This window comes from Streptomyces sp. NPDC000134 (assembly GCF_042899225.1).
Lineage (GTDB): Bacteria > Actinomycetota > Actinomycetes > Streptomycetales > Streptomycetaceae > Streptomyces.
This window is the reverse complement of sequence record NZ_JBIAZN010000008.1, coordinates 301083-325779: the sequence shown is the minus strand read 5'-3', so window position 1 is coordinate 325779 and position 24697 is coordinate 301083. Positions and strand designations below refer to the sequence as shown.

19 protein-coding genes and 1 pseudogene are annotated in these 24697 nt (G+C 74.2%); 9 read left to right on the top strand and 11 right to left on the bottom strand.

The genetic code is table 11. From position 1 onward, the window contains the following. Nucleotides 1-96: 96 nt before the first annotated feature. Both ACFY32_RS14975 and ACFY32_RS14970 read right to left on the bottom strand, forming a co-directional pair. Nucleotides 97-444, bottom strand: a pseudogene (locus ACFY32_RS14975) (integrase core domain-containing protein); the annotation flags it as partial. Nucleotides 445-466: 22 nt separating this feature from the next. Further along, nucleotides 467-1456 carry a helix-turn-helix transcriptional regulator gene (locus ACFY32_RS14970; protein ID WP_390674392.1) on the bottom strand — a complete coding sequence of 330 codons (990 nt, stop codon included), beginning with the start codon at nucleotides 1454-1456 and terminating at the stop codon, nucleotides 467-469. 92 nt (nucleotides 1457-1548) lie between these two features. Here ACFY32_RS14970 and ACFY32_RS14965 point away from each other — a divergent pair, with 92 nt between their 5' ends. Both ACFY32_RS14965 and ACFY32_RS14960 read left to right on the top strand, forming a co-directional pair. Continuing rightward, nucleotides 1549-1932: a VOC family protein gene (locus tag ACFY32_RS14965; protein ID WP_359204465.1), complete on the top strand. Its 384-nt coding sequence runs from the start codon at nucleotides 1549-1551 to the stop codon at nucleotides 1930-1932. A 330-nt stretch (nucleotides 1933-2262) separates the two neighbouring features. Beyond that, nucleotides 2263-3639 (top strand): MFS transporter, encoded by a 1377-nt coding sequence (locus ACFY32_RS14960; protein WP_390674391.1) that lies wholly within the window; start codon nucleotides 2263-2265, stop codon nucleotides 3637-3639. A 57-nt stretch (nucleotides 3640-3696) separates the two neighbouring features. Here the strand turns inward: ACFY32_RS14960 and ACFY32_RS14955 are convergent, their stop codons facing one another. The 4 genes from ACFY32_RS14955 to lnt all read right to left on the bottom strand — a co-directional run bounded on the left by ACFY32_RS14955 (nucleotide 3697) and on the right by lnt (nucleotide 9075). Further along, the gene (locus tag ACFY32_RS14955; protein ID WP_359204471.1) at nucleotides 3697-5721 is read right to left on the bottom strand and encodes a GAF domain-containing protein; all 2025 of its coding nucleotides are present in this window, start codon (nucleotides 5719-5721) and stop codon (nucleotides 3697-3699) included. A 336-nt stretch (nucleotides 5722-6057) separates the two neighbouring features. Continuing rightward, entirely contained in the window at nucleotides 6058-6858 is an 801-nt protein-coding gene (locus ACFY32_RS14950; protein ID WP_359204474.1) for a 3-hydroxybutyrate dehydrogenase, read from the bottom strand. A 55-nt stretch (nucleotides 6859-6913) separates the two neighbouring features. Continuing rightward, nucleotides 6914-7393 carry an NUDIX domain-containing protein gene (locus ACFY32_RS14945; RefSeq protein WP_390674390.1) on the bottom strand — a complete coding sequence of 160 codons (480 nt, stop codon included), beginning with the start codon at nucleotides 7391-7393 and terminating at the stop codon, nucleotides 6914-6916. Nucleotides 7394-7461: 68 nt separating this feature from the next. Continuing rightward, a complete protein-coding gene (gene lnt, locus ACFY32_RS14940) occupies nucleotides 7462-9075 on the bottom strand; it encodes an apolipoprotein N-acyltransferase (protein ID WP_390674389.1) in 1614 nt (537 codons plus the stop codon). Nucleotides 9076-9336: 261 nt separating this feature from the next. Here lnt and ACFY32_RS14935 point away from each other — a divergent pair, with 261 nt between their 5' ends. Further along, a complete protein-coding gene (locus ACFY32_RS14935) occupies nucleotides 9337-10323 on the top strand; it encodes an O-antigen ligase family protein (protein ID WP_390674388.1) in 987 nt (328 codons plus the stop codon). A gap of 141 nt (nucleotides 10324-10464) precedes the next feature. On the opposite strand, the gene ACFY32_RS14930 is transcribed toward ACFY32_RS14935, so the two are convergent. Then, nucleotides 10465-11010, bottom strand: coding sequence for a hypothetical protein (locus tag ACFY32_RS14930; protein ID WP_359204486.1), 546 nt, complete (start codon nucleotides 11008-11010; stop codon nucleotides 10465-10467). A gap of 89 nt (nucleotides 11011-11099) precedes the next feature. Further along, nucleotides 11100-11885 (bottom strand): glutamate racemase, encoded by a 786-nt coding sequence (locus ACFY32_RS14925; protein ID WP_390674387.1) that lies wholly within the window; start codon nucleotides 11883-11885, stop codon nucleotides 11100-11102. 39 nt (nucleotides 11886-11924) lie between these two features. Here ACFY32_RS14925 and ACFY32_RS14920 point away from each other — a divergent pair, with 39 nt between their 5' ends. After that, complete coding sequence (locus tag ACFY32_RS14920) at nucleotides 11925-13118, top strand: glycosyltransferase (protein ID WP_390674386.1); 1194 nt, start codon at nucleotides 11925-11927, stop codon at nucleotides 13116-13118. A 16-nt stretch (nucleotides 13119-13134) separates the two neighbouring features. Here ACFY32_RS14920 and ACFY32_RS14915 read toward each other — a convergent pair whose 3' ends face one another. Then, nucleotides 13135-14427, bottom strand: a complete 1293-nt coding sequence (locus ACFY32_RS14915; protein WP_390674399.1) for a TerD family protein — start codon at nucleotides 14425-14427, stop codon at nucleotides 13135-13137. A gap of 250 nt (nucleotides 14428-14677) precedes the next feature. On the opposite strand from ACFY32_RS14915, the gene ACFY32_RS14910 reads away from it, so the two are divergent. The 4 genes from ACFY32_RS14910 (at nucleotide 14678) to ACFY32_RS14895 (ending at nucleotide 19385) form a co-directional block, all read left to right on the top strand. Next, complete coding sequence (locus ACFY32_RS14910; protein WP_359204494.1) at nucleotides 14678-15124, top strand: DUF6643 family protein; 447 nt, start codon at nucleotides 14678-14680, stop codon at nucleotides 15122-15124. 42 nt (nucleotides 15125-15166) lie between these two features. Next, nucleotides 15167-15994 (top strand): MOSC N-terminal beta barrel domain-containing protein, encoded by an 828-nt coding sequence (locus ACFY32_RS14905; RefSeq protein ID WP_359204497.1) that lies wholly within the window; start codon nucleotides 15167-15169, stop codon nucleotides 15992-15994. A 189-nt stretch (nucleotides 15995-16183) separates the two neighbouring features. Next, complete coding sequence (locus tag ACFY32_RS14900) at nucleotides 16184-16789, top strand: hypothetical protein (protein WP_359204500.1); 606 nt, start codon at nucleotides 16184-16186, stop codon at nucleotides 16787-16789. A 157-nt stretch (nucleotides 16790-16946) separates the two neighbouring features. Continuing rightward, nucleotides 16947-19385 carry a right-handed parallel beta-helix repeat-containing protein gene (locus tag ACFY32_RS14895; RefSeq protein ID WP_390674385.1) on the top strand — a complete coding sequence of 813 codons (2439 nt, stop codon included), beginning with the start codon at nucleotides 16947-16949 and terminating at the stop codon, nucleotides 19383-19385. Here the strand turns inward: ACFY32_RS14895 and ACFY32_RS14890 are convergent. Next, complete coding sequence (locus ACFY32_RS14890) at nucleotides 19355-21736, bottom strand: hypothetical protein (RefSeq protein ID WP_390674384.1); 2382 nt, start codon at nucleotides 21734-21736, stop codon at nucleotides 19355-19357. The genes ACFY32_RS14895 and ACFY32_RS14890 overlap by 31 nt on opposite strands. A 319-nt stretch (nucleotides 21737-22055) precedes the next feature. On the opposite strand from ACFY32_RS14890, the gene ACFY32_RS14885 reads away from it, so the two are divergent. Beyond that, a complete protein-coding gene (locus tag ACFY32_RS14885) occupies nucleotides 22056-22880 on the top strand; it encodes a DeoR/GlpR family DNA-binding transcription regulator (protein ID WP_390674383.1) in 825 nt (274 codons plus the stop codon). Between the two features lie 123 nt (nucleotides 22881-23003). On the opposite strand, the gene ACFY32_RS14880 is transcribed toward ACFY32_RS14885, so the two are convergent. Continuing rightward, the gene (locus ACFY32_RS14880) at nucleotides 23004-24134 is read right to left on the bottom strand and encodes a PLP-dependent cysteine synthase family protein (protein ID WP_359204456.1); all 1131 of its coding nucleotides are present in this window, start codon (nucleotides 24132-24134) and stop codon (nucleotides 23004-23006) included. Between the last annotated feature and the right edge of the window lie 563 nt (nucleotides 24135-24697).

Here is a 24697-nt window from a genome sequence, read left to right as displayed (position 1 = left end):
TCCTGGAGGCCGCCCGGCGCTGACCCGCCCTGCGTCGACACGCAGGTCAGCGGGCTCTCCTCACTCCGGACCGGCTTCACCGTGGACGACACGGCTCTAGGTGTATTGACCCGCAGGGTTGTTTACGCGGCTGATCGGTAGGTGACCGCCGAGTGCGGTGTGGCAGCGGTGGTGGTTGTAGGTGTGCAGGAAGTCTGCCAGAGCGGCAGTGCGTTCGGTGTCGCTGGTGCAGGGCCGAAGGTGGGCCCACTCGTCGAGCAGGGTGCGGTTGAAGCGTTCGACCTTGCCGTTGGTCTGGGGCCGCCAGGGCCTGGTCCAGCGAGGGCTGACGCCCAGGTCGCGGCGGGTCTGATGACGCCAGGTGTTCTTGGTGTAGGCCCAGGCGTTGTCGGTGAGCACCCGTTCGATCGTGATGCCGCGTGCGGCGAACCAGGTGTGCCGTCTCATGACAATGGTTCTTCGTCTGTCAGGCTTGGCGGGCATAGGAGGTGAAGCGACCGGCGAGCGCGATGACGAGAGCGCGGAGTTCATCGGGGCGCTCGATGGCGAACGGCCGGTCGAGCGAGGCGAGTACAGGAGGCAACCAGTCGAGCCGCTCCGCCCGCAGCTCGACGCGCAGCCAGTGCTCGGCCGCCGGGTCCTGGCCGGCCGCGGGCTCGTGCTCCTCCAGGCTCGCGACGCTGGCGGGGAGGTGGGCGCGGATCTGCTCAACTGTCCCGTAGATCCGCAAGGTGACCTGATGCCTGTACTCGGCCGTGGCGAATCCTGACAACACGCGTTGTGCCGGACCGGGACCCACGGGCGCTTCGAATGAGCCGGGCAGGGCCCTCGCGGCTGCAATGCGATCGAGCCGGAAGGTTCGGTCCTCGCCGGCCTGGGCGTCCTTGCCCGTCACGTACCACCGGCCCGCATGGGCGACGATCCCGTACCCGTGCAGTGTGCGTTCGCTGCGCCGTCCCTCGCGGTCGGTGTAGCGGATCGAGACCGGTCGACGGTGGCGCACCGCATCGGCGATGGTGAGCAGGAGCCCGGCGTCCGGGTGGTCCAACTCGCCGGGCTGACCCGTGAAGGCGAGAGCTTCCAGGAGTGTGTCGAGCCGGCGGGCGATGTGCTCGGGCAGCACCCGCCGGATCTTCGCTGACGCCGTCTCGTTTGCCGTGCGCTCCGTCGCCGTCAGCTCTGCCCGGCGGCCGGCGACCAGGCCGAGCAGCACGGCCAGCGCCTCGTCGTCGCTGAGCATGAGCGGAGGCAAGCGGTACCCGGGAGCCAGCCGGTACCCGCCGTAGCGGCCGCGCACCGACTCCACGGGCACGTCCAGGTCGATCAGTTGGTCCACATACCGCCGCACAGTGCGCCCTTCGACGCCGAGACGGTCGGCGAGCTCGGCCACAGTCCGGGTGCCGCCCGACTGCAGTAGCTCCAGGAGTCTCAGCACGCGGCCGGTGGGTCGTGACATGTTCGCAGCCTAACGCGAATACAGGACCGATGCTGTCCACTATTTCTCCTAGCCTGAGACTGCACGCCTCCAGCACAGCCAAGGAGATACCCATGGACTTCGTCTCGATCCGCATCATCACCAGCGACGTCGCACGCCTCGTCGAGTTCTATGAGCGAGCTACAGGGCTGCAGGCGACACGGGCCACCGAGGACTTCGCCGAACTCAAGACCACGGGCGCGACCCTCGCGATCGCCGGCACCCGCACCGTCCCGCTGTTCGCCCCGGGCTCTGCCCGCCCGGCGGACAACCACAGCGTGATCATCGAGTTCCTCGTCGACGACGTGGACCGCGTTCACCAGAACCTGACCGGCTTCGTCACCGACTTCGTCAACGAGCCCACCACGATGCCCTGGGGCAACCGGTCGCTGCTGTTCCGCGACCCCGACGGCAACCTCGTCAACTTCTTCACCCCGCCGAGCAACTGCGCCACCTGATGAGCCAGGCTCCTCGCCTGCGACCGCGCCACCGGATACCCCAGCTCCGCGCAAGCGGAAACGACTCTGAGTCGATCAAATCCAGATGCCCGAGTTCAGCGGAGTGCAGTCAGCACCGCACTGTCGATTCGTGCCGAACTACGCGTCACGGACAGCACTCGTCTCGACCGCCTTCGAGCCCCTGAAGCGCCCTGTCGTGAGTCGGCATGGTGGCTGCACGCATAGCGGACCCTCGAACTATGTTGCCCCGCCACATGTGCGCCTGACCTGCGCGTTCCTACGGTGTGGCGACACGCAACCGTCCCCGTCACACCCCAGGAAGTGGTGCCGATGTCGTCGCCCGCAAGCGCTCCACCAGCCCCGTCGAACCTCCGCCGCATCGTCGCCGCGTCCCTCATCGGGACCACCATCGAATGGTACGACTTCTTCCTGTACGGGTCCGCCGCAGCCCTGGTGTTCAACAAGCTGTTCTTTCCCGGCTCCGATCCGCTCGTCGGGACGCTGCTGTCCTTCTTGACGTACGCGGTCGGGTTCGCCGCCCGGCCGCTGGGGGCGCTGGTGTTCGGGCACTACGGTGACCGGCTGGGGCGCAAGAAGCTGCTGGTGCTGAGCCTGCTGCTGATGGGCGGCGCGACCTTCGCGATCGGGCTGCTGCCCACCCACGCGACCCTCGGCACCGCCGCCCCCGTACTGCTCACCGTGCTGCGGCTGGTGCAGGGCTTCGCACTGGGCGGCGAGTGGGGCGGGGCGGTGCTGCTGGTCTCCGAGCACGGCGACGCGCGGCGGCGCGGATTCTGGGCGTCGTGGCCGCAGACGGGGGCCCCGGCGGGGCAGTTGCTGGCGACCGGGGTGCTGTCGCTGCTGACCGCCGTGCTGTCCGACGCCGCGTTCCAGGACTGGGGCTGGCGCATCCCGTTCCTCCTCTCGGGCGTACTGGTGATCGTGGGCTTGTGGATTCGTCTCTCTGTCGATGAATCGCCGGTGTTCAAGCAGGCGCTGGCGCAGGCGGAGGCGCGCACGGCCGGCCGCGAGCGGCTGCCGCTCGTCTCCGTGCTCCGCGACCACTGGCGGGACGTCCTGGTGGCCATGGGCGCGCGCATGGCGGAGAACATCAGCTACTACGTCATCACCGCCTTCATCCTCGTCTACGCCACCACTTCCGCCGGTGTCTCCAAGCAGACCGCGCTGAACGCGGTGCTCATCGCCTCGGCCGTGCACTTCGCGGTCATCCCGGCGTGGGGCGCCCTGTCGGACCGGATCGGCCGCCGCCCGGTGTACCTGGTGGGCGCGGTCGGGGTTGGCCTGTGGATGTTCCCGTTCTTCTCGCTCATCGACACCGGCGGCTTCGGTGCCCTGCTGCTCGCCGTGACCGTCGGCCTGGTGCTGCACGGGGCGATGTACGCGCCGCAGGCCGCCTTCTTCTCCGAGATGTTCGCGACCCGGATGCGGTACTCGGGCGCCTCCATCGGGGCCCAGTTCGCCTCCGTCGCGGCGGGCGCCCCCGCCCCGCTGATCGCCACCGCGCTGCTGGACGCCCACGACAGCTCCGTCCCGATCTCCCTGTACGTCATCGCCGCGGCCGTCCTGACCGTCGTCGCCGTGCTGGCGGCGAAGGAGACCCGCGACCGCGATCTGACGGAGGTGACCCCCGCCGACGGACACCAGGAACCGGCTGCCGTGTCCGTGCCGGACACCCGCCGCGTCTGACCCGGCCTCCAGTACCGAGCCCCCGGCACCGGCCCCGTACGCCCGCGCGTACCGGGGTCAGTGCCGTGCCGGTGCCGACAGGCGGTGGAGTCTGAGGGCGAGCTGTATCTCCAGGGCGCGGGCCGGGCTCTGCCAGTCCTCGCCGAGGAGGCGGCCGACCCGGTCCAGGCGCTGCGCCACCGTGTTCACATGAACGTGCAGCGCGTCCTTGGTGCGGGCGGGGCTCATGCCGCAGGCGAAGTAGGCGTCGAGGGTGCGCAGCAGGTCGGTGCCGCGCCGCTCGTCGTACGCGGCCACCGGGCCGATGGTGCGGTCGACGAACCCCGCCACGTCCCGGTCGCCGGCCAGCAGCAGCCCCAGGAACCCGAAGTCCTCGGCGGCGGCCCCGTCCCCGGCGCGGCCCAGCAGGCGCAGTGCGTCCAGGCAGCGCCGGGCCTCGGTGTAGGCGGCGGCCACGGTCTCGGGGCGGGCGGCGAGATCACGGACCGGGGCAGAGGCGCCGACGGTGACCGCCTCGTGGACGGCCGTGCCGAGGTGCCGGGCGGTGCGGCGGGCCACGTCGGTGGCGGTGTCCCGGGGCCCGAGGGGCAGCAGCAGGACGGTGCCGCCGTCGCGGGCGGCGGCCAGGCCCTGCCGGGTCGCCGCTAGGTGGGAGGCGGCGGCCCACAGGCGTCTGCGGGCGTCCGCCGCCTGGTCGGCGTCGGCGGCGGGACCGTCGAGGCGGGCGGCCAGCACGGTGTGGGTGGTGTCGAGGTCGGCGCGCAGCCGCCGGGCCCGGTCGCGCAGCAGGCGCGGGTCACGGTCGCGGGCGTCGAGCAGGTCGTCCAGCAATTCGCCCCGGACGCGCTGTTCGGCCTCGGCGGCGGAGCGCCGGGCGAGCAGCAGCAGGGAGGTGACCATCGCCGCGCGCTCCAGGGTGCGTTGGTCGACCGGGTCGAGGCCGGGGTGGCCGCGCAGCACGAGGGCGCCGAGCAGTTCGCCGCCGGCGGTGACGGCCGCGACCCAGTCGTCGCGGTGCCGCACCGCGTGTCCGTCGGTGCGGGACGCCTCCAGTGCCTCGGGCGGTGCGACGGCCGCTTCGGTGAACTCGACCGTGCCGTCGAGGACTTCGGATACGGCGGCGGCGACGTCGTGGACGCCGCCGCCGCGCAGGACGAGTTCGGCGAGCCGGTCGTGGACGTCGGAGGCCCGTTCGATGACCGCGCTGCGGTCGCGGATGATCTCGTTGGCATGCTCCAGGTCGGCGACGGCCGAGCGGGTCTCGGCGAGCAGGTTCGCACTGTCGATGGCCGCCGCGGCGAGGGCGGCGAAGGAACCGAGCAGGGCGATCTGCTCCCGTTCGAAGACCCGGGCCCGCCGGTCCGCAGCGTACAGCACCCCGATGACATGGCGTCCGAGCATCAGCGGCACGCCGAGGATGGCCACGAGTCCTTCGTCGCGCACGCCGGTGTCGATGGTGCGGGTGTGCCGGAAGCGGTCGTCCTCGAAGTAGTCCTCGGTGACGTAGGGGCGGGCTGTCTGGGCGACCAGGCCGCCGAGCCCCTCGCCCATGCCGAGCCGCAGTTGCTGGAAACGGGCGGCGACCGAGCCCTCGGTCACCCGCATGTAGGTGTCGCCGCGCGCCGGGTCGTTGAGGCTGAGGTAGGCCACGTCCGTGCCCAGCAGTGAGCGGGCGCGCTGCACGATGGCGCGCAGCACGGCGTCCAGGTCCCGCAGCCCGGCGAGGTCGTGGGCCGTCTCGAACAGGGCGGACAGCTCGGCCTCCCGGCGCCGCCGCCCCTCCAGCTCCGCGCGCACCCGCAGCGCGAGCACCTTGGCCTGTTCCAGCGCCGCGATCCGCTCGGCGGGCCGCCCCTCGGCGCGGGCGAGCAGCACCGGCTGCTCGTACGCCTCGGCGGACGCGCCCCGGGCGAGCAGCTCCAGGAACGGCGTCTCGACGGCGAGGGCCGGTTCCGGGGCGGGGGCCGGCTCCCGGGCGGCGCCACGGCTCGGCGGGACGGCGGGCGCGGACCCGGCGTCACCGACCGGCGCTCCGGCACCGTTGGCGGAACGCTCGACGTGTGGCACGTGATCACGAGGCATGTGCACAGGATCACCCATCGTCCGACCACCCCGTCACCCCTGTGGAAAACCCGCACGGCTGCGGCGGAAGCGCCTGTGGAGAAACGGTACGGCCATCCAAGGCGGGTTCATCGGGCCCGACTTCGGCAGCCCGAACAGCCCTGGCGGCCCAAGCAGCCGACGGCCTGACGGCACGGGCAGCACGGACAGCACGGGCAGCACGGACAGCGCAAGCGGCACGGACGGCAGAGCGGCACGGATGGCACAGGCAGCACGGATGGCACAGGCGGCACTGACGACACAGGCAGCATCGGCGGTCCCGCGGCCCCAGCGCCCAGAACCGCCTCCGCCCCCGCCTCAGTGCGCGCTCCACCCCCCGTCCAGCACCAGCGACGTGCCGGTCACGAACGACGTCCCCGGGCCGCACAGGTACGCCACCGCCTCCGCGACCTCCTCCGGTTCGATGAGCCGTTTGACGGCGCTGTCCTTCAGCAGGACCTCGGTCAGCACGCGTTCCTCGGGGATGCCGTGGGTCCGGGCCTGGTCGGCGAGTTGTCTCTCGACCAGGGGGGTGCGGACGTAGCCGGGGTTGACGCAGTTGGAGGTGACGCCGTGCGCGGCGCCTTCGAGGGCGGCGGTCTTGGAGAGCCCTTCCAGGCCGTGCTTGGCGGCCACGTAGGCCGACTTGTAGGCGGAGGCGCGCAGGCCGTGCACGGAGGAGATGTTGACGATACGGCCCCAGCCCTGCCCGTACATGTGGGGCAGCGCGCCCCGGATGAGGCGGAAGGGGGCCTCCAGCATCACGGTGAGGACGGTGTGGAAGACGTCCGGCGGGAACTCCTCGATGGGCCGGACCAGTTGGATACCCGCGTTGTTGACGAGGATGTCGGCGCCCGCGGCGCTGCGCTCGGCGGCGTCCAGGTCGGTGAGGTCCAGGACCTCGGGCACCACGGTGCCGGGCAGGTCACCGGCGCTGTCGGCCAGGGCGTCCAGGCCGGCCGCGTCCCGGTCGACCGCTCTGACCTCGGCTCCGGCGGCGGCCAGCCGCAGCGCGCAGGCGCGCCCGATGCCGCCGGCGGCACCGGTGACGAGGGCGGTGCGGCCGCCGAGGTCGAGCGGGAGGGCGTGGGGGGCCGGGAGGACGCTGGACGAGGTCATGAGGCCGACCCTAGGCAGCGTCGGCCCGGCACCCCATATGGGCACGCCCTACAGTTCAGCCGATACCGGTGGGGTCGAACCACGTGGGTGCGTCGGCGAGCGCCTGCTTGATCCGGAACCGTCCGAACTCGCCCAGCTCCGGCAGCGCGTCCACCGTGAACCACGCCACCTCCAGCGACTCGTCGTCGTTGACCCGGGCCTCGCCGCCGACGGCCCGGCAGCGGAAGGTGAGGTCCATGTACTGGCAGACATCGCCGTTCTCGTACGTCACCGGGTTCAGCGCCTGCACGCTCAGGACCCGTTCGACCACGCACCGCACGGCGGTCTCCTCCAGCACCTCGCGCACGGCGCAGGCGGCGGGCTGCTCGCCGGGCTCCGGGATGCCGCCGATCAGGGACCAGCGGCGGTTGTCGGAACGCCGGTTCAGCAGCACTCTGCCGTCGTCGTCGAAGACCACGGCGGTGACTCCGGGAAGCCACAGCAACTGGTGTCCGGCCGAGGCGCGCAGTTCGCGGATGAAGTCGGGAGTAGCCATGCGCCCGACCTTAACCGGCCCCGCGGGTGCCGCCGGACAGGTCCACGGGGCGTGCGACGGGCGTACGGCTACACGTCACCGGCGCGCCGTCCGCGCAGGCCCGCGCCGATCGCCCAGCCCAGTCCGCCCGCGGCGACCAGCACCAGGGCGATCTCCGGGCCGGTGCCGAGCCGGGTGGCGGGCGTCTGCGAGGAGCGCAGGGGGACCCTCTGCACCAGGGTGTCGGCGACGAACATGCCGGTCCGCTGGGTGATCGTCCCGTCGGGGAGGATGATCGCGCTGACACCGCTGGTGACGGGGACGGTGACGGTCCGGCCGTGCTCGACCGCGCGGACGCGGGACATGGCGAGTTGCTGGTAGGTCATCTCGCTGCGGTCGAAGGTGGCGTTGTTGCTGGGGACGGAGATCATCTGGGCGCCGTCGGTGACCTCGGAGCGCACCGCCCAGTCGAAGGCGGCCTCGTAGCAGGTGACCAGGCCGATCCGGGCGCCGTCCATGGTGAAGACGCCGGGTTCGTGGCCCCGGCTGAAGTCCTGGCGGACCATCGACGTCCACTCGCCGTTGATCGCCCCGATCAGCGAGCGCAGCGGCAGGTACTCGCCGAACGGCTGGATCTGCCGCTTGTCGTAGGTGTCGACGGGGCCCTTGTCGGGGTCCCAGAGGATCTGCTCGTTGTAGAGCTTGCCGTCGCGCTCCACGACGCCGCCCACGGAGATGGGGGCGCCGACCGCGCGGGCCGCCCGGTCGATCACCGCGCGGGCGTCGGGGTTGGCGAACGGGTCGATGTCGGAGGAGTTCTCCGGCCACAGCACCAGGTCCGGCCGGTCGACCTCGCCGGCCTCGACCTCGGCGGCCAGCCGTTCGGTCTCGCGTACGTGGTGGTCGAGCACCGCGCGGCGCTGGGCGTTGAAGTCGAGCCCCGCGCGGGGCACGTTCCCCTGGACGACGGCGACGGTCCGGTAGCCGTCCTCGCCCCGGTTGCTGACCAGGGGCCGGGCGGCAATGGCACCCGCCACCGGGACGGCGACGCTCAGCAGGGCGACGACGGCGGCGCCCCGCCGTACCGGGCGGGCCCGCCGGGCCGCGACGGCCAGGCGGACCGCCTCGTACAGGCCGAAGCCGCACAGGACGACGGCGAAGCCGAGCACCGGTGTGCCGCCGGCCGCGGCGAGCGGGAGGAAGACGCCGTCCGCCTGCCCGAAGGCGATCTTGCCCCAGGGGAAGCCCTCGAACGGCACGCGCGCACGTGCGGCCTCCCCGGCGGTCCACAGCGCCGCCGCCCACACCGGCCAGGCCGGGAGCCTGGAGACCGCGGCGACGCCCGCGCCGACCAGGGCGACGAAGACCGCCTCGATCGCGGCCAGCGCCAGCCAGGGCCCGGGGCCGACCTCCACGCCGGTCCAGACCAGCAGCGGCAGCAGGAAGCCGAGGCCGAAGAGGTAGCCGAGGCCGAGCCCCGCCTTCCACCCGCGTCCGCGCAGCACCGCCCCGAGGACGGCGAAGGCGGGCAGGGCCAGCCACCACAGGGTGCGCGGCGGGAAGCTGACGTAGAGCAGCGCTCCGGAGAGTGCTGCCGCGGCGGCCGGGAGGAGGCGGCGCCCGAGCCGGGCGGCGCGCGCCCTGGACGCGGTCTCCGGCTCCAGTCGGTCCGGCCCGCCGACGGATGGTGCGGTGACGGTCACCCCGGGAGTGTACGGCGCGTGACCTGGGGGCCGACAGCACGGCCGGTGCCGTCCAGGGCCGCTGCCACGTCGTTGCGGCGGAGCCGTGCACGGTTCGTCCCCGAACCGTGCACCAGCCGCTACCGTGAGCCGGAGTCCCGGCTGCGCCCCGCGGTGGGCGCCGCCGGTCCGGGGGGACGACGGGGCACGGGGGGCGCGGTGGGTTCCACGGGGGTGACGTCCGCGGCCGGCCCGCGGACCGACGCCGACGGACGTGGCGTCGTGGATGTGGCGGGAGTACTGGTCCTCGGGAGCTGTGCCGTCTGGGCCCTGCTCACGGCCGCCGCCCGGCACGGCCGCCCCGAGGGCGTGCTGCTCGCGGTGCTCGCGGTGGCCGCCGGGTACGCCGTGGGACGGATCTGCGGCGCCCTGCTGCCGGTCGCCGCGCCCTGTGCCGCCGCGCTGGCCGGGGTCGGGCTGACCGTGACGGTGCCGCACCTCGCGCCGGGTCCGCGGATCACCGATCCGCTCGGGCACGCCGGCGCGACCGCCGCGCTGCTGGCCCTGTCGACGGGCGCCGCGTGCTGCGCGGCCTGGGGCGGCCGGGCGCCGGGCACGCGGCGCGGGCTGTGGCTGCTGGCCGGTGCGACCGTGGCGACGGCGGCGGTCCTCGGTTCGGCCGTCGGCTGCGCCGCCGCGGCCGGGGTGCTGCTGTGCTCGCTCGCCGCCGGCCGGGTCCGCCGCCGAGGCGCGGCCGTCGCCGGGCTCGGCCTGGCCGGGGCGCTGGTGACCGCCCTGCCCTGGGCGGTGGCGGAGGGCGCGCTGCCGGAGGAACCGGGCTCCGTGGTGACGGGCCGACTGTCGTCCCACCGTGCCGGGCTGTGGGGCGACGCGCTGGCGATGGCCCGGGAGGACGCCGGGCTCGGGGTGGGTCCCGGGCGGTTCGGGGAACTGAGCGCGACGGCGGCCCGGCTCTCGCTGCCGGACGGCAAACCGCATTCGGCGCCCCTTCAGGCGGCGGCCGAGCAGGGGGTCGTAGGAGTCGTCCTGTTGGGGGCCGCCTTCTGCTGGGTGCTGTACGCCCTGTTGCGCTCGCCCCGGGCCACGCCCGTCGCGCTCACCGCCGGCGTGTCGCTGACGGCACTGGCGGCCTTCGCCGCGGTGGGCAACGCCCTCAGCTTCACCGCGGTGTCGGTGGGCGCCGGGGTCCTCGCGGGACTGGCCACGGCCCGCCCGCTCCGGGACGAGGCGACGCGACGAGGGGCGTGAGGGGACGAGGGGCGTGAAGGACGGGGAAGGACGGGGAGGGAGGGTGGCGGGAGACGACCGGCTTCGCCTGGCCCGGCGACTCGACCCGACAGTCCGTACGCGCGTCGGCGACCCCGGTCCCCAGCGATCGGCGATCGGCGATCAGTACGCGGTACCCGGCGCCTTCGGCCGCAGCCGGTCCTTGATGACCCGTACGGCCGCCTCCGCGTCGTCGACCGTGATCGTGAAGGTGTGGCCGTCCCACAGGCGCAGGACCACGCCCTCGCCGCGGCGGACCACGACGGCGGTGCCCTTCTCGGGCCGCCAGCGGTACCCCCAGCCGCCCCAGTGGCGGGGCGTGACCAGCGGGGCGAACTCGGCGCCGGCGACGTGCGACAGCGGGATGCGGCGGCGCGGGACGCCGATGTGGCCGCAGCGCACCTCCAGGCACTCCCGGTCCACCTTCAGCGCGACGTGCACGAACGCCAGGGTGCCGAAGAGGACCAGCAGGCCGGCCGCGATACAGCCGACCACCGCCATGGCCAGCGGGGCGATGCCGGACTCCCAGGCGGAGTCGACGGCCAGCGCGATGCCGAGCGCCAGGCAGGCGGCGCCGATGAGCGCCAGCAGCCACTGGAACCGGTTGGTGGCGCGGCCGGTCCAGACGTCGGAGTGGGGAGCGTGTTCGCCGGGGCGGTGGTCCCTCATGGCTAAGAGGTTACTCACGTTTCCGCTCCGCGCGTACCTGATCGCGGAGAGTCACCGCGCCGAGTCGGGCCACCGGCCGCCGGGGGCGATCAGCCCGCGGGCGTGACCGCGCGCAGCAGCCTGCCTTCCTCGTACGCCAGGGCGGGCGCGGGCAGGGCGCCCTCGCGTCCGCTGAGCAGCACCGTGAGGCCGCCCTCGGCCGGGGCGCCGGGGGCGGGCCGGGCGCCGACGCGGCGCAGGGCCTGGGCGGCGACCGCGCCGGCCGAGCCGTGCAGGACGACGGGCGGACGGCCGGGGCGGCGCACGGCGGCCCGGATGCGTTCGGCGACCAGTTCGTAATGGGTGCATCCCAGGACGACGGTCGTTACGTCGTCCGGGGTGAGCGCGGCCGCGGCGGCGACGGCGGCGTCGATCGCGGTCTCGTCCGCCTGTTCGACGGCCTCGGCGAGTCCCCAGCACGGCACCTCGGTGACCGGCACCCCGTCGGCGAACCGCTCGATCAGCCCGCGCTGGTAGGGGCTGCCCGTGGTGGCGGGCGTCGCCCAGATGGCGAGCGGGCCGCCGCCGGCCGCGGCCGGCTTGATCGCCGGGACGGTGCCGACGACCGGCAGCCCCGGCTCGTGCCGGGCGCGCAGGGCGGGCAGCGCGTGCACGCTGGCGGTGTTGCAGCCGACGATCAGGGCGTCCGGCCGGTGGGCGGCGGCGGCCTCGGCGACGGCGAGGGCACGTCCGGTGAGGTCCTCGGGGGTGCGCGGGCCCCAGGGCATGCCGTCGGGGTCGAGGGAGAGCACGAGATCGGCGTCCGGCCGCAGACGCCGTACCGCAGCGGTGGCCGCCAGCAGACCGATTCCGGAGTCCATGAGCGCGATCTTCACCCGGCCACGATAGACGATGGGCCGCGCACGGCCGGTCCGGTGGGGCAGACTGCGCACGTGATCGCCGTCGTCTGGTCCGCCGCCGTGTCGCTCGCCGCCTGGCTGTGGCTGCTGCTGCTCCAGGGCCTGTTCTGGCGCACCGACGTCAGACTGCCGCCCCGCCGGGACCCCGAGGTGTGGCCGTCGGTGTGCGTCGTCGTCCCGGCCCGGGACGAGGCTGCGGTACTGCCGGACAGCCTGCCCTCGCTGCTCGCCCAGGACTACCCCGGGCGGGCGGAGGTCTTCCTCGTCGACGACGGCAGCACGGACGGCACCGGTGACCTGGCGCGCGAGCTGGCCCGCGGCCGGGGCGGGCTGCCGCTGACCGTGGCCTCGCCCGGCGAGCCCCCCGCGGGCTGGACCGGCAAGCTGTGGGCGGTCCGGCACGGCATCGCGCTGGCACGCACCCGTGAACCCGAGTACCTGCTGCTGACGGACGCCGACATCGCCCATGCCCCGGACAGCCTGCGCGCGCTGGTGGCGGCGGCCCGCACCGGCGGCTTCGACGTGGTCTCGCAGATGGCGCGACTGCGGGTGGCGAGCTTGTGGGAACGGCTCGTGGTGCCGGCGTTCGTGTACTTCTTCGCGCAGCTCTATCCGTTCCGGTGGATCGCGCGGCAGGGGTCGCGGACGGCCGCGGCGGCGGGCGGCTGCGTCCTGCTGCGGGCCGAGACCGCCGAGCGGGTCCGGCTCCCGGACGCCATCCGGTACGCCGTGATCGACGACGTGGCGCTCGCCCGTGCCGTCAAGGGCGGTGGCGGGCGGGTCTGGCTCGGGCTGGCGGACCGGGTGGACAGCGTGCGTCCGTATCCGGGGCTGGGCGACCTGTGGCGGATGGTCTCGCGCAGCGCGTACGCCCAGTTGCGGCACAACCCCCTGCTGCTCGCCGGCACGGTGGCCGGACTGGCCCTGGTGTACCTGTTGCCGCCCGTCGCCCTGGTGGCGGGGGCGGTGACCGGGAGCGCGGCGGGCGCGGTGCTCGGCGGGCTGGCGTGGTTGGTGATGACGGGGACCTACCTGCCGATGCTGCGCTACTACCGGCAGCCGTCGTGGCTCGCGCCCCTGTTGCCGTTCACCGCGTTCCTGTACCTCCTGATGACGGTCGACTCGGCGGTGCGGCACTACCGGGGGCGGGGCGCGGCCTGGAAGGGCCGCACCTACGCGCGTCCGGACACCGTGGGCGACGAGAGCTGACCGCCGCCCAGGGGGATCACTTGCGGCCGGGTGTCCAGTTCATGCCCCAGCCGTACGCCTGGTCGACCGTCCGCTGGGGGCTGACCCCGCGCTGGGGCACCAGGTAGCGGGCCTCGCGCTGGACGACCAGGTCGCCGCCGGCGCTGGTGATCAGAGCGAGGGCGCAGACCGTCGACGGGACCGTGCACTCGTCGAGCGAGAAGTCGATGGCGGCGCCGTACTGCGGTTGCAGGGTGACCGTGGCGTTCAGGTCGGCGAAGGAGCGCGCGCCCTCGTAGACGGTGACGAAGACCAGGATGCGGCGGAACGCCTGCCTGTGGTCGAGGTTGACGGTGAGGTTCTCGCCGGTCGAGACGGCACCGGTGCGGTCGTCGCCGTCGAGGTGGATGTACGGGGGCTGGTGCAGCGCGCCGAAGGCGTTGCCGAGGGCCTGCACGACTCCCTTGCTGCCGTCGGCCAGTTCGTAGAGGGCGCACAGGTCGAGGTCGAGGTCGTTGTGCATGGCGGTGGGGCGGCCCAGCTTGCGCGCCCAGCCCGAGAACTGCTTGCGCACCTCCCAGTTGAGGTTCACCCGCAGGGCGCCCGAGGTGCCGCCCTGCTTCGTCAGCGACACGGAGGGCGCCGTCTTGGTGAGCGTCACCTTGGTGAGCCGCACGGGCTCCGACGGCGGCGCGGCGGGCGCGGGCGCCACGGGCGTCACCGGGGCGGGTGCGGCCGGAGCGGGCGGGGAGGCGGGAGTGACCCGGGGGGCGGGAGCGGGCGGCGGCGAGGCGGTCGCCGCCGCCCCCTGGGGTTCGTCCACGGTGATCCCGTAGTCCGTGGCCAGGCCCTCCAGTCCGCTGCTGTAGCCCTGCCCCACGGCACGGAACTTCCAGGCACCCTGGCGGCGGTAGAACTCGCCGAGCACGAAGGCCGTTTCGACCGTCGCCCCCGGGTTGTCGAAGCGGGCCGCCACGGTCCCCCGGTCCGCGTCCCGGACCTCGATGTAGAGGCCGGGGACCTGCCCGAACGACCCGCCGTCGGCGGAGGCGGCGAGGATGACGGTCTCGATCGCGGGCTCCACGCGTGCGAGATCGACGAGGAGGCTGTCGGTGACCCGGCCGCCGGCGTCCCGCTTGCCCTCGTGGCGCACCGCGCCGGAGGAGTGCGCCGGCTGGTTGTAGAAAACGAAATCCGCGTCGGAGCGGACCTTTCCGTGCACCAGCAACAGCGCCGAGGCGTCCGCGTCGGGAACACCGGGTCCGGAAGCCCACCCCAGTTCGACGCGGAGCGCCGTCGTCGGCACCGGGGTGTTCGACCCTTTCGACATTGACATGTCCGCCCCCATCACGTGTCAGCGCGCCGGGCCGGGTCCCGGCGGTGCGTCAATTCTGCCGCGCCCGCCTGGTCCACCGCGGGTAACCCGCCCGGAACTCGGCCTTTACCAGAAACTCACGGCACTGGCGCGTCCTTTTTCGTCAAGTTCGCTCGGATTGAGGGTTCAAGGTCACCGCCGACCCGGAAAACAACCCTCTTATCGGTCTCCCCAACCAGCACATCGTGGGCTTAACTTATGTGCCATGACCTCCCCCCGCTCCACTTATGGTGGCGGCTACTACTCCGCCTCCTTCCCGGACACCCCGATCTACGACTCGCTCGTGGCCGAGCGGGGCACCCCGCAGATCGCTCCGATCCGGGTCCCCGCCGCGTACGACGCTCCGGGCAGCCACCTGCCCGCGCTTCCCTCGGCACTGCCCGCCCTCCCGGCGGCCCCGGCCCAGCCCGCATACGGCTACGGCTACCCGCAGCAGGCGCCGCAGCCCGCCCCGCTGCAGCAAACGCCCGCCCCGTACATCCCGCAGCAGGCGAGCGCGCCCCGCGGCTACCCCGGCCCTCAGCAGCCGCAGCAGCCGCGCCCGGCGGCGCCCGTCCCGGCGGGATACGAGGCGATGCGCCCCGCGGCGCCCCGGCCCGCGCCGGTGCCGTACCAGGACCCGTACAACAACCAGCAGTACCGCGGCTACTGAGCCGTTCCCCCGGCTGTCGGTGCCACCTGGCACGATGGGGTCATGGGGAAAGCACGACTGCAGTCGATCCACATCCATCCGGTCAAGGCGTTCCGGGGCCTGGCGCCCCAGGAGGCCGCCGTGGAGCCCTGGGGGCTGGCCGGAGACCGCCGCTGGATGCTGGTCGACGACGGGGGAAAGGTCGTCACACAGCGCCAGCGGCCACGTCTGGCGCTCGCCGCCGCCGAGCCGCTGCCCGGCGGCGGCCTGCGGCTGTCCGCGCCCGGTGCCGAGCCGCTGACCGTGCCGGTGCCGCCGTCCGGGGGCACGGTCACGGTGGAGCTGTTCCGCGACAAGGTCGAGGTGGTGCCGGCCGAGGACCCGGCCGCGCACGCCTGGTGCAGCGCGCACGCCGGCGCGGACGTCCGGCTGGTGTACCTGGACGAACCCGCCACCCGCCGACCGGTCGACCCGGAGTACGCGCTGCCGGGCGAGACCGTCTCCCTCGCCGACGGCTTCCCCCTGCTGCTCACCACCAGCGCCTCCCTGGAGGCCCTCAACTCCCTGATCGCACAGGGGGATCACCCGGACGAGGGCCCGCTGCCCATGAACCGCTTCCGGCCGAACGTGGTCGTGGCCGGCACCGCGGCGTGGGCCGAGGACACCTGGTCGCGCGTCACCATCGGCGAGGTCGCCTTCCGGGTCGCCAAGCCGTGCGGGCGGTGCGTGGTCACCACCACCGACCAGGGCACCGCCGACCGCGGCCGGGAGCCCCTGCACACCCTCGGCCGGCACCGGCGCCGGGGCGGCAAGCTGGTCTTCGGGCAGAACCTGGTGCCGCTGTCCGCCGGCACGATCCGCGTCGGCGATCCGTTCACCGTCGTGGAGTGACCCGCCTCGCTCTCCGGCCGGGAACCCTCCACCGGGGCCCGCGCGTTGGTATCGCGTGAGAAGTGCATGAGAGGTCCCGTGAGGGCGCGGGCGAGGTCCGTCCGGAGGTGATCTCGCTCTCTCTTCGACGGACCCGCGCGTGCACTGCTCCGACGGGGGTTATCACGGAGCGGGAAGGGGGTGCGGACCGTGCGGGCGATCCCGGGACTCTGGCGCTGGCGGCACAATCCGCTGCGCCGCGCGACCGATCTGGCCGAGGCATGGGTGGCCCTGGCGGCCCTGCTGCTGATGGTGGTGGTCGCGCCCGTGGCCGGTGTGCTGGCGGGCGGCGCGGCCGGCGACGCCCTGGAGCGTTCCGTCCACGACCAGCGGGAGTCCCGGTACCGGGTGACGGCCACCGTCGTCCGTGAGCTGGACCGCTCCCCACTGGACGTCGACCCGGAGACCGCCGCCGCGGGAGACCTGCGCAGCCGCGTCCTCGCCCACTGGACCGCACCGGACGGGTCCGGGCACCGCGGCCCCCTCCTGGCGGGCCTCGCCACCCCGCACGCCGGGGACCGCTTCGCGATATGGACCGACGCGCACGGGCGGCTGGTGGCCCGTCCGCTGGACACCACGACCGCCACCACGCACGCCGTCCTGGCCGGGTTCGGCGTCGCGCTGGCCACCGCGGGACTGACCGAGGGCGTCCGGCGGCTGATCGTCTGGCGCATGGTCCGCCGCCGGTACGCGCGCTGGGACCAGGCGTGGGACCGGGCGGGCCCGGACTGGGGCCGGACCGGGACCGGCATCTGACCGGCTTCCGCCTCCGGTCAACCGGCACTCCGCACGCGCGCTACGGTGGAGCCGGCCGGCATCCGTTCCGGCAGGACCCGCGCGTGGACGGGCCGCAGGGGCGCGCCCCGACGGCGACCGAGCCAGCAGTACGACGAGGTGGGGGCAGAGCAACACCATGGCACAGGGCACGGTCCAGGTGACGCACACCGGCACGTCGCGGTGGCGGCGCCGCACGGGTGAGTACGCATCGCTCGCCGCCGCCCTGGAGGCCGCGGCGGACGGTGACGTGCTCACCATCGCCCCGGGTACCTACCGGGAGAATCTCGTCGTCCAGCGCGCGGTGACGCTCCGCGGCCCGGAGGGGGCCCACGGCCCGGTGCGGATCGCGCCGGTGGACGGGGTGCCGCTCACCGTGCGCGCCTCCGCCGTGGTGCAGGACCTGCACGTGGAGGGCCAGGACGCCGCGGCGCCCGCCGTGCTGGTGGAGGAGGGCACGCCGGAGCTGCTGGACGTCCGGGTCGTCACCCGGTCCGCCGCCGGCATCGAGGTGCGCGGCGGCGCCCGGCCGACCGTGCGGCGCTGCACCGTGGACAATCCGGCGGGCGTCGGCATCGCCGTGGTCGACGGCGGCGGCGGGGTGTTCGAGGAGTGCGAGGTCGTCGCGGCCGGCCAGGCCGGCGTCGCGGTGCGCTCCGGCGGCCACCCCCGCCTGGAGCGCTGCCGGGTCCACCACGCGGCGGGCTCGGGGCTGACGGCGACGGGCGAGACCTCCGCGCTGGAGGCCGTGGGCTGCGAGGTCTACGAGGTGCGGGGCAGCGGCGTCCAGGTGACCGCCCGCGCCACCGCCCACCTCACCGACTGCGATGTGCACCGCACCACCGGCGACGGCGTCACCCTCGACACCGACGCGGTGCTCACCCTCGCCGACTGCCGCATCCACGACATCCCGGAGAACGCGGTCGACCTGCGCTCCCGCTCGGTGCTGACGCTGACCCGCACCAGCGTGCGGCAGTTCGGGCGCAACGGCCTGTCGGTGTGGGACCCGGGCACCCGCGTGGACGCCAACCAGTGCGAGATCTTCGACAGCACCGGCGACTACCCGGCCGTCTGGGTCAGCGACGGCGCCACCGCCGTACTGGACTCCTGCCGGGTGCACGACGTGCCGGACGCCCTGTTCGTGCTGGACCGCGGCTCCCGCGCGGACGTCGTCGACAGCGACCTGACCCAGGTGCGCAACACCGCGGTGTCGGTGAGCGACGGCGCCACCGCCCAGCTCGACGACTGCCGTATCCGGGAGGCCGCGACCGGTGCCTGGTTCCGGGACCACGGCAGCGGCGGCACCCTGAACAACTGCACCGTGGACGGCACCCGTACCGGCGTGATCGTCACCAAGGGCGCCGACCCCACCATCGAGCGCTGCGTGATCGACTCCCCCGCCGAGGCCGGGGTGTATGTGTCGGCCGGGGGCCGGGGCAGTTTCCTGGGCTGCCGGGTGACGGGCAGCGGCGGGTACGGCTTCCACGTCATAGACGGCTGCCGGACGACGCTGAAGAAGTGCCGCACCGAGCGCTGCGCGCGTGGCGGGTACGAGTTCGCGGACGCCGGGAGCGAGCCGGGCGTGGACGCCGGTCCGCTGGTGGAGGACTGCACCAGCGACGAGAGCGCGGGACTGCGGACGCCGGCCTCGCGGGAGACGGCCGTGGAGACGGTGAGCGGCTCCCCCGGCCTGCTGGGCTCGATCCCCGGCCAGCGCAGCACCGAGCAGGAACCCCTCGTCGCGGCCCCGCCGTCCGCCGGGCCGGCCCGCTCCTCCCAGGACGTCCTCGGTGAACTGGACGCCCTGGTGGGCCTGGACAGCGTCAAGCGCGAGGTGCGCGCCCTGATCGACATGATCGAGGTGGGCCGGCGCCGCCAGGAGGCGGGCCTGAAGGCGGCCTCGGTCAAGCGGCACCTGGTCTTCACCGGCTCCCCCGGCACCGGCAAGACGACGGTGGCCCGGCTGTACGGCGAGATCCTGGCCTCCCTCGGCGTCCTGGAGAACGGCCACCTGGTGGAGGTCTCCCGGGTGGACCTGGTCGGCGAGCACATCGGCTCGACGGCGATCCGCACCCAGGAGGCGTTCGAACGGGCCCGCGGCGGTGTGCTGTTCGTCGACGAGGCGTACGCGCTCTCCCCCGAGGACGCGGGCCGGGACTTCGGCAAGGAGGCCATCGACACCCTCGTGAAGCTCATGGAGGACCACCGCGACGCCGTCGTGGTGATCGTCGCCGGCTACACGGCCGAGATGGAGCGGTTCCTGTCCGTCAACCCGGGTGTGGCGTCCCGGTTCTCACGGACCATCACCTTCGGCGACTACGGTCCCGAGGAGTTGCTGCGGATCGTGGAGCAGCAGGCCGAGGAGCACGAGTACCGGCTGGCGCCGGGCGCGTCCGAGGCGCTGCTGAAGTACTTCACGGCCCTGCCCAAGGGCCCGGCGTTCGGCAACGGCCGGACCGCGCGGCAGACGTTCGAGGCGATGGTGGAGCGGCACGCGAGCCGGGTCGCCCAGGTCGCCGACCCCAGCACCGACGACCTGACCCTGCTCTACGCGGAGGACCTGCCCGCGCAGCCCTGAGTCCCGCCGTCGGCGACCGGCACCGTGCCTGGTCCGGCGTCGGGGCGGGGCGCGGGCACCCCGGGGCGCAGCCGTGCCAGCAGCCGCTCGCGCTCCTCGGCGAAGGCCGGGTCGGCCTGGTAGTCGGAGTGCCCGAGGATCGGCGAGGGCAGCGGATGCAGCGCGGTGCGGCCGTAGGCGAGGGGGTCCTTCAGGGGCGCTCGGTCGACGGCGGGGCCGCTGTCGCCGGGCAGGCGCACCGGGCCGCCTATGGGGTCGGTGAGCCGGTACAGGTTGCGCCAGCAGTCGACCTCCTGGTGCAGCGAGGCGAGGGCGGCCGGACCGAAGTAGGCCGGGAACCAGCGGCCGTACAGGCGCTCCAGCGGGGAGCCGTAGGTCAGCAGGGCGACGCGTGCGCGGGCGGACGGTTCGAGCTGCCAGGCCGCGGAGGCGGCGAGGACGCTGCCCTGGGAGTGGCCGGAGATGACCAGCCGTCCGCCGGTGGCGCGGGTCCAGGTGGCCATCCGCCAGGTCAGGTCGGGCACCGCGCGCTCGGCGTAGCAGGGCGGCGCGAAGGGGTGGGCGGCGCGCGGCCAGAAGGTGCCGACGTCCCACAGGATGCCGATGGAGCGCCGCGCGGAGGCGTCCTTGTAGGCGCGGCGGCCGAAGGTGACGAACAGTATGAAGCCGAGGCCGATCAGCCAGGAGCCCAGCGCCTGCGCGGTCTGCGCGGCACCGTGCACGAAGGGGTACGTCCCCTCGGCGGCGTGCGCCGGGGTGCGGCCGGTGGCGAACGCGCCGGCCAGGGCGCCCGTGCCCAGCACGAAGGTGGTGGCGGAGACGACGGCGACCAGCAGCGGCACGCGGTCGGTGAGGCCGGCCATGGCGCGGGCGGTCGCGATCCGTCGGGTGCGTGCCGGGTCGTCGGTCCCGTCGGGGTGGTCGGCGGCCACGGCGGCGCGTTCGGCGCGGGCGGCCCGCCAGGCGCCGCGGGCGAGCAGCGCGGCCAGCGCGAGGACGACGAGGAGGAGCGGCGGGATCACGGACGCCTGCCAGGTCAGCAGGACCGGGGGCCCGGCGAGGGAGGTGCCGGTGCCGTCCAGCCAGTCCGAGACGCGCTGGGCGACGCCGCCGGACATGACGCTGCCCAGGGCGCAGGCCAGCATCGCGACGGCGGGTCCGCCCAGGCCCCGCATCGCGGTGCGCGGGTCGGGGCCGGTGCGGTGCAGCAGGTGGGCGACGACGGCGAGGGCGATGACCAGGGCGCCCTGCACCAGGGTGATGCCGCCGAAGGCGTGCTGGAGCGGGAGCCGCCCGGCGGAAGCCCACCCCGGGCGGGCCCAGCCGGCGTACGGCAGGGCGAGCAGGAGCAGGGCGAGGGCGGCGAGCGGCAGCCGGTGCACCAGCCTCCGGTCGAGCCGGCGGTCCAGGCGCCGTTCGCCGCGGCCCCGGCGGCAGACCACGGTCACCACGACCACGCCGCAGGCGGCCAGCGCGGCCTGCAGGAGCCAGCCGAGGGCGTCGAGGAGGGCGGGGCCGCCGGGCCGGTGGTCGAGGCGGGCCGCCGGCGCGGCGACGGCGGCGGCGACGACGAGCAGCCCGGCGGCGGTGTGCGCGGCGCGCAGCCGGGCCACCAGGCGGCGCCCGTACCAGAATCCGGGCCGGCCGAGCGCCGTGCGGCCGTCCGGTTCGGGCTCGCGGTCCATGGGCCGCTGGGACTCGTAGGTGCGCCAGGTGCGCAGGGAGAGGTACCAGAGCACGCCGACGAGCGCGGCGGGCACCGCGGCGGCGAGGGCGAGGCGCCGGCCGGGCAGGCTCCACCATCCGGCGCCGGGCCCGGCCGGGGCGAGGAAGCCCAGCCAGGAGTGGCGCCCGGCGCACGCGCGGGTGCCGGCGCACTGCCAGGCGGCGAGGTCGAGGGCGACCTCGCAGGCGGCGGCGGTCAGCAGCACCGTCAGGGTCAGCCCGGCGAGCCGCACCAGCAGCCCGTACAGTCGCGCCGCGCGGCGGTGGCCCTCGGCGGCGGGCCGCATCCAGTGGGCGAGGTTGGCCACCATGAACGGCAGCAGCAGCAGCCACAGGGCGCGGGTGCCGTTGCCGGAGGTGAGGTTGCACCAGACGTACGCCTCCGGCACCGGTCTGTCCCGGTAGTCCGCGGGCCGGGACTCGGCGTCGGCGTCCTCGGTGCGCCGGAAGACGGCCGCGATGCCGTCGCCGGTGACCCGGACCGTGCGCGGGTCGTCGAGCATCTCCCCGGGTGTGGTGCCGCCCACTCCGTGCACCAGGAGTTCCAGGGCGGTGCCGGTGCTGTCGGGCCGTGGGCCGGGGTCGCGCCGGGTGCCCCCCGCGGTCTGTGCGTGTGCCTGTTCCACTGTCTCGCCGTCCCCCGTGACGTGCCGTCGGCTGTGCCGTGTCCTGCGGGCACCAGGATGGCGGTTCGGCGGACGGCGTACACCTGCCCGCACGGAATCTCCCCGAACAGTGTGAACCGGTACCGGGTGTCGGTGACGGCGTGGAGGGTGACGGGCCCGGTGCGCGGGGTGACGTGTGCGCGACGCGAAGGCGGTGGCGCGGTGCTCGGCGGGGCGTGCGAGGATGAGGCGTCGGCGCACCGGAGCGAGCGAACGTCCTCGTAGGAGCGGGTGCGCCGGGGGTGTCGGGCGGTTTCGCGGCGAAAGGACCGGAGCGTACGTGAGCGAGAATCAGAACCTCCTCGCGGAGCAGCGGCGGGCCCTGATCCTCGACGAGGTGCGGCGCCGGGGCGGTGTCCGGGTCAACGAGCTGACCCGCAAGCTCGGCGTGTCGGACATGACGGTCCGCCGCGACCTCGACGCGCTGGCCCGGCAGGGCGTGCTGGAGAAGGTGCACGGCGGCGCGGTGCCGGTGGTGGAGGCGAGTACGCACGAGCCGGGGTTCGAGGCCAAGTCGGGCCTGGAGCCGACCGCCAAGGAGGACATCGCGCGGGCCGCGGCCGAACTGGTCGCGCCGGGCGCGGCGATCGCGCTGTCGGGCGGCACGACGACGTACGCGCTGGCGCACCGGCTGGTGGACGTGCCGGATCTGACGGTGGTGACCAACTCGGTGCGGGTGGCCGATGTGTTCCACGCGGCGCAGCGCACCTCGGGGGTGCGGCCGGGCACGGCGACGGTGGTGCTGACCGGCGGGGTGCGCACCCCGTCCGACTCGCTGGTGGGGCCGGTGGCCGACCAGGCGATCGCGGCGCTCCACTTCGACGTGCTGTTCCTGGGGGTGCACGGCATCTCGGTGGAGGCCGGGCTGTCCACGCCGAACCTCGCGGAGGCCGAGACCAACCGGCGGCTGGTGCAGTCGGCGCGGCGGGTGGTGGTGGTCGCGGACCACACCAAGTGGGGTGTGGTGGGCCTGAGTTCCTTCGCGGGCCTCGATCAGGTGGACACCCTGGTGACCGATGCCGGGCTGCCGCGGCAGGCGCGTGCGGAGGTCGCGGAGCATCTGCGGGTGGTCGTGGCGGGCGAGCCGGAAACGCCCGACGAGTAGCGGCCCGCCGCGCACGAGGCCGGTCGCTTAGGGCCTGTCGTCTGGATCAGGTCGAACAGGTCGCGGGGAATCCGCTGCGCCTCGTCGTGCCCCGCGTCTGCGGGCTGGTCCACACGACGGGCCCTAAGCCCTGCCGGGCCATTCGCCCGTGCGCAGCAGGGAGTCTATGGCGGTCGTGTACGGCGTGATGTCCAGTCCCTGACCGGCGAGCCAGGTGTCGGAGTAGTACTTGTCGAGGTAGCGGTCGCCCGGGTCGCAGAGCAGGGTGACGACGCTGCCCCGGCGGCCCTCGGCCACCATCTCGGCGACGATCTTCAGCGCGCTCCACAGCCCGGTGCCCGTGGAGCCGCCCGCCCGGCGGCCGATGACCCGCTCCAGGGCGCGTACGGCGGCGACGCTCGCGGCGTCCGGCACCTTCATCATCCGGTCGATGGCGCCCGGCACGAAGCTGGGTTCCATCCGGGGCCGGCCGATGCCCTCGATGCGGGAGCCGCCCTCGCAGGTGACGTCCGGATCGCCGGTGGTCCAGCCGTCGAAGAAGCACGAGTTCTCGGGGTCGGCGACGCAGACGCGGGTGTCGTACTGCATGTAGTGGACGTAGCGGGCGAGGGTCGCCGAGGTGCCGCCGGTGCCGGCCGTGGCGACGATCCACGCCGGTTCGGGGAACCGCTCCAGTCTCAACTGGCGGAAGATCGACTCGGCGATGTTGTTGTTGCCGCGCCAGTCCGTGGCGCGTTCGGCGTAGGTGAACTGGTCCATGTAGTGGCCGTCGGTCTCGGCCGCGAGCCGGGCGGACTCCTCGTACATCTTCCGGGAGTCGTCCACGAAGTGGCACTGCCCGCCGTGGAATTCGATCAGGCGGATCTTCTCGGCGCTGGTCGTGCGCGGCATCACGGCGATGAAGGGGACGCCGATCAGCTTCGCGAAGTACGCCTCGGAGACGGCCGTCGAACCGCTGGACGCCTCGATGACCGGACGGCCCGGCCGAATCCAGCCGTTGCACAGCCCGTAGAGGAACAGCGAGCGGGCGAGGCGGTGTTTGAGGCTGCCGGTCGGGTGGGTCGACTCGTCCTTGAGGTACAGGTCGATGCCCCACGGCTCGGGGAGCGGGAAGCGCAGCAGGTGGGTGTCGGCCGAGCGGTTGGCGTCGGCCTGGACCTTGCGGACGGCTTCTTTCAGCCACGCCCGGTAGGCGGCGTCGCTGCGGTCGGTGTCGAGGGTGACGCCGGCCCGGAGGGGCTGGGGGGTGCTCACGGCGGGACTCCTTCGCTCTGCGCGCCGAGGCGCGTGGCGCGACCGGCACCTCCGATCATAAGCACCTTGCGCACGCTTCTCACCTGCATAAACACTTCTTTGAGGGCCTCAAAGGGAAGCCCCTGGGGCAGGCTGCAAGGGCGCATCGGGGGGCGCATGCGCGCGAGTTCCCCGGGCTCGGTGGAAGGCCCCCGCGCGTACTGGTGCCGGGTCGCGGGGGCGGGCAGACTGCACCGGGTGGGACCAAGTCTCGCCACGGGGGCACCCGGGGACATGCGCGACACGAGCCCGTACCGGACCGCCGGGAGCACGGTCCGGCACACCGACACACGAGGGGGGCGGCTGCCCATGGCGGACCCGGAGTTCACTGCCCGAGGGGGGCGCGGGGACGAGCGACCGCGTTCACCGACCCGGGCGGGACGGGTCCGGTCCGGGGGGCGCGGGGCCGAGCGGCCGGCCGGTCGCGCGAGGCGGGTCCGCCCGCGCCGCTTCGTCGGGGCGCCGCGCCGGGCCGTGGGGCGCGACGGCTGAGATGCGCGTGAGTTGCGGCACCCCACCCCGTG

Bases quoted from the DNA above. Each gene is read 5' to 3' on its own strand.
- ACFY32_RS14970 (WP_390674392.1), bottom strand. From the start codon at position 1,456: ATGTCACGACCCACCGGCCGCGTGCTGAGACTCCTGGAGCTACTGCAG.
- ACFY32_RS14965 (WP_359204465.1), top strand. From the start codon at position 1,549: ATGGACTTCGTCTCGATCCGCATCATCACCAGCGACGTCGCACGCCTC.
- ACFY32_RS14960 (WP_390674391.1), top strand. From the start codon at position 2,263: ATGTCGTCGCCCGCAAGCGCTCCACCAGCCCCGTCGAACCTCCGCCGC.
- ACFY32_RS14955 (WP_359204471.1), bottom strand. From the start codon at position 5,721: ATGCCTCGTGATCACGTGCCACACGTCGAGCGTTCCGCCAACGGTGCC.
- ACFY32_RS14950 (WP_359204474.1), bottom strand. From the start codon at position 6,858: ATGACCTCGTCCAGCGTCCTCCCGGCCCCCCACGCCCTCCCGCTCGAC.
- ACFY32_RS14945 (WP_390674390.1), bottom strand. From the start codon at position 7,393: ATGGCTACTCCCGACTTCATCCGCGAACTGCGCGCCTCGGCCGGACAC.
- ACFY32_RS14930 (WP_359204486.1), bottom strand. From the start codon at position 11,010: ATGAGGGACCACCGCCCCGGCGAACACGCTCCCCACTCCGACGTCTGG.
- ACFY32_RS14915 (WP_390674399.1), bottom strand. From the start codon at position 14,427: ATGTCGAAAGGGTCGAACACCCCGGTGCCGACGACGGCGCTCCGCGTC.
- ACFY32_RS14910 (WP_359204494.1), top strand. From the start codon at position 14,678: ATGACCTCCCCCCGCTCCACTTATGGTGGCGGCTACTACTCCGCCTCC.
- ACFY32_RS14905 (WP_359204497.1), top strand. From the start codon at position 15,167: ATGGGGAAAGCACGACTGCAGTCGATCCACATCCATCCGGTCAAGGCG.
- ACFY32_RS14895 (WP_390674385.1), top strand. From the start codon at position 16,947: ATGGCACAGGGCACGGTCCAGGTGACGCACACCGGCACGTCGCGGTGG.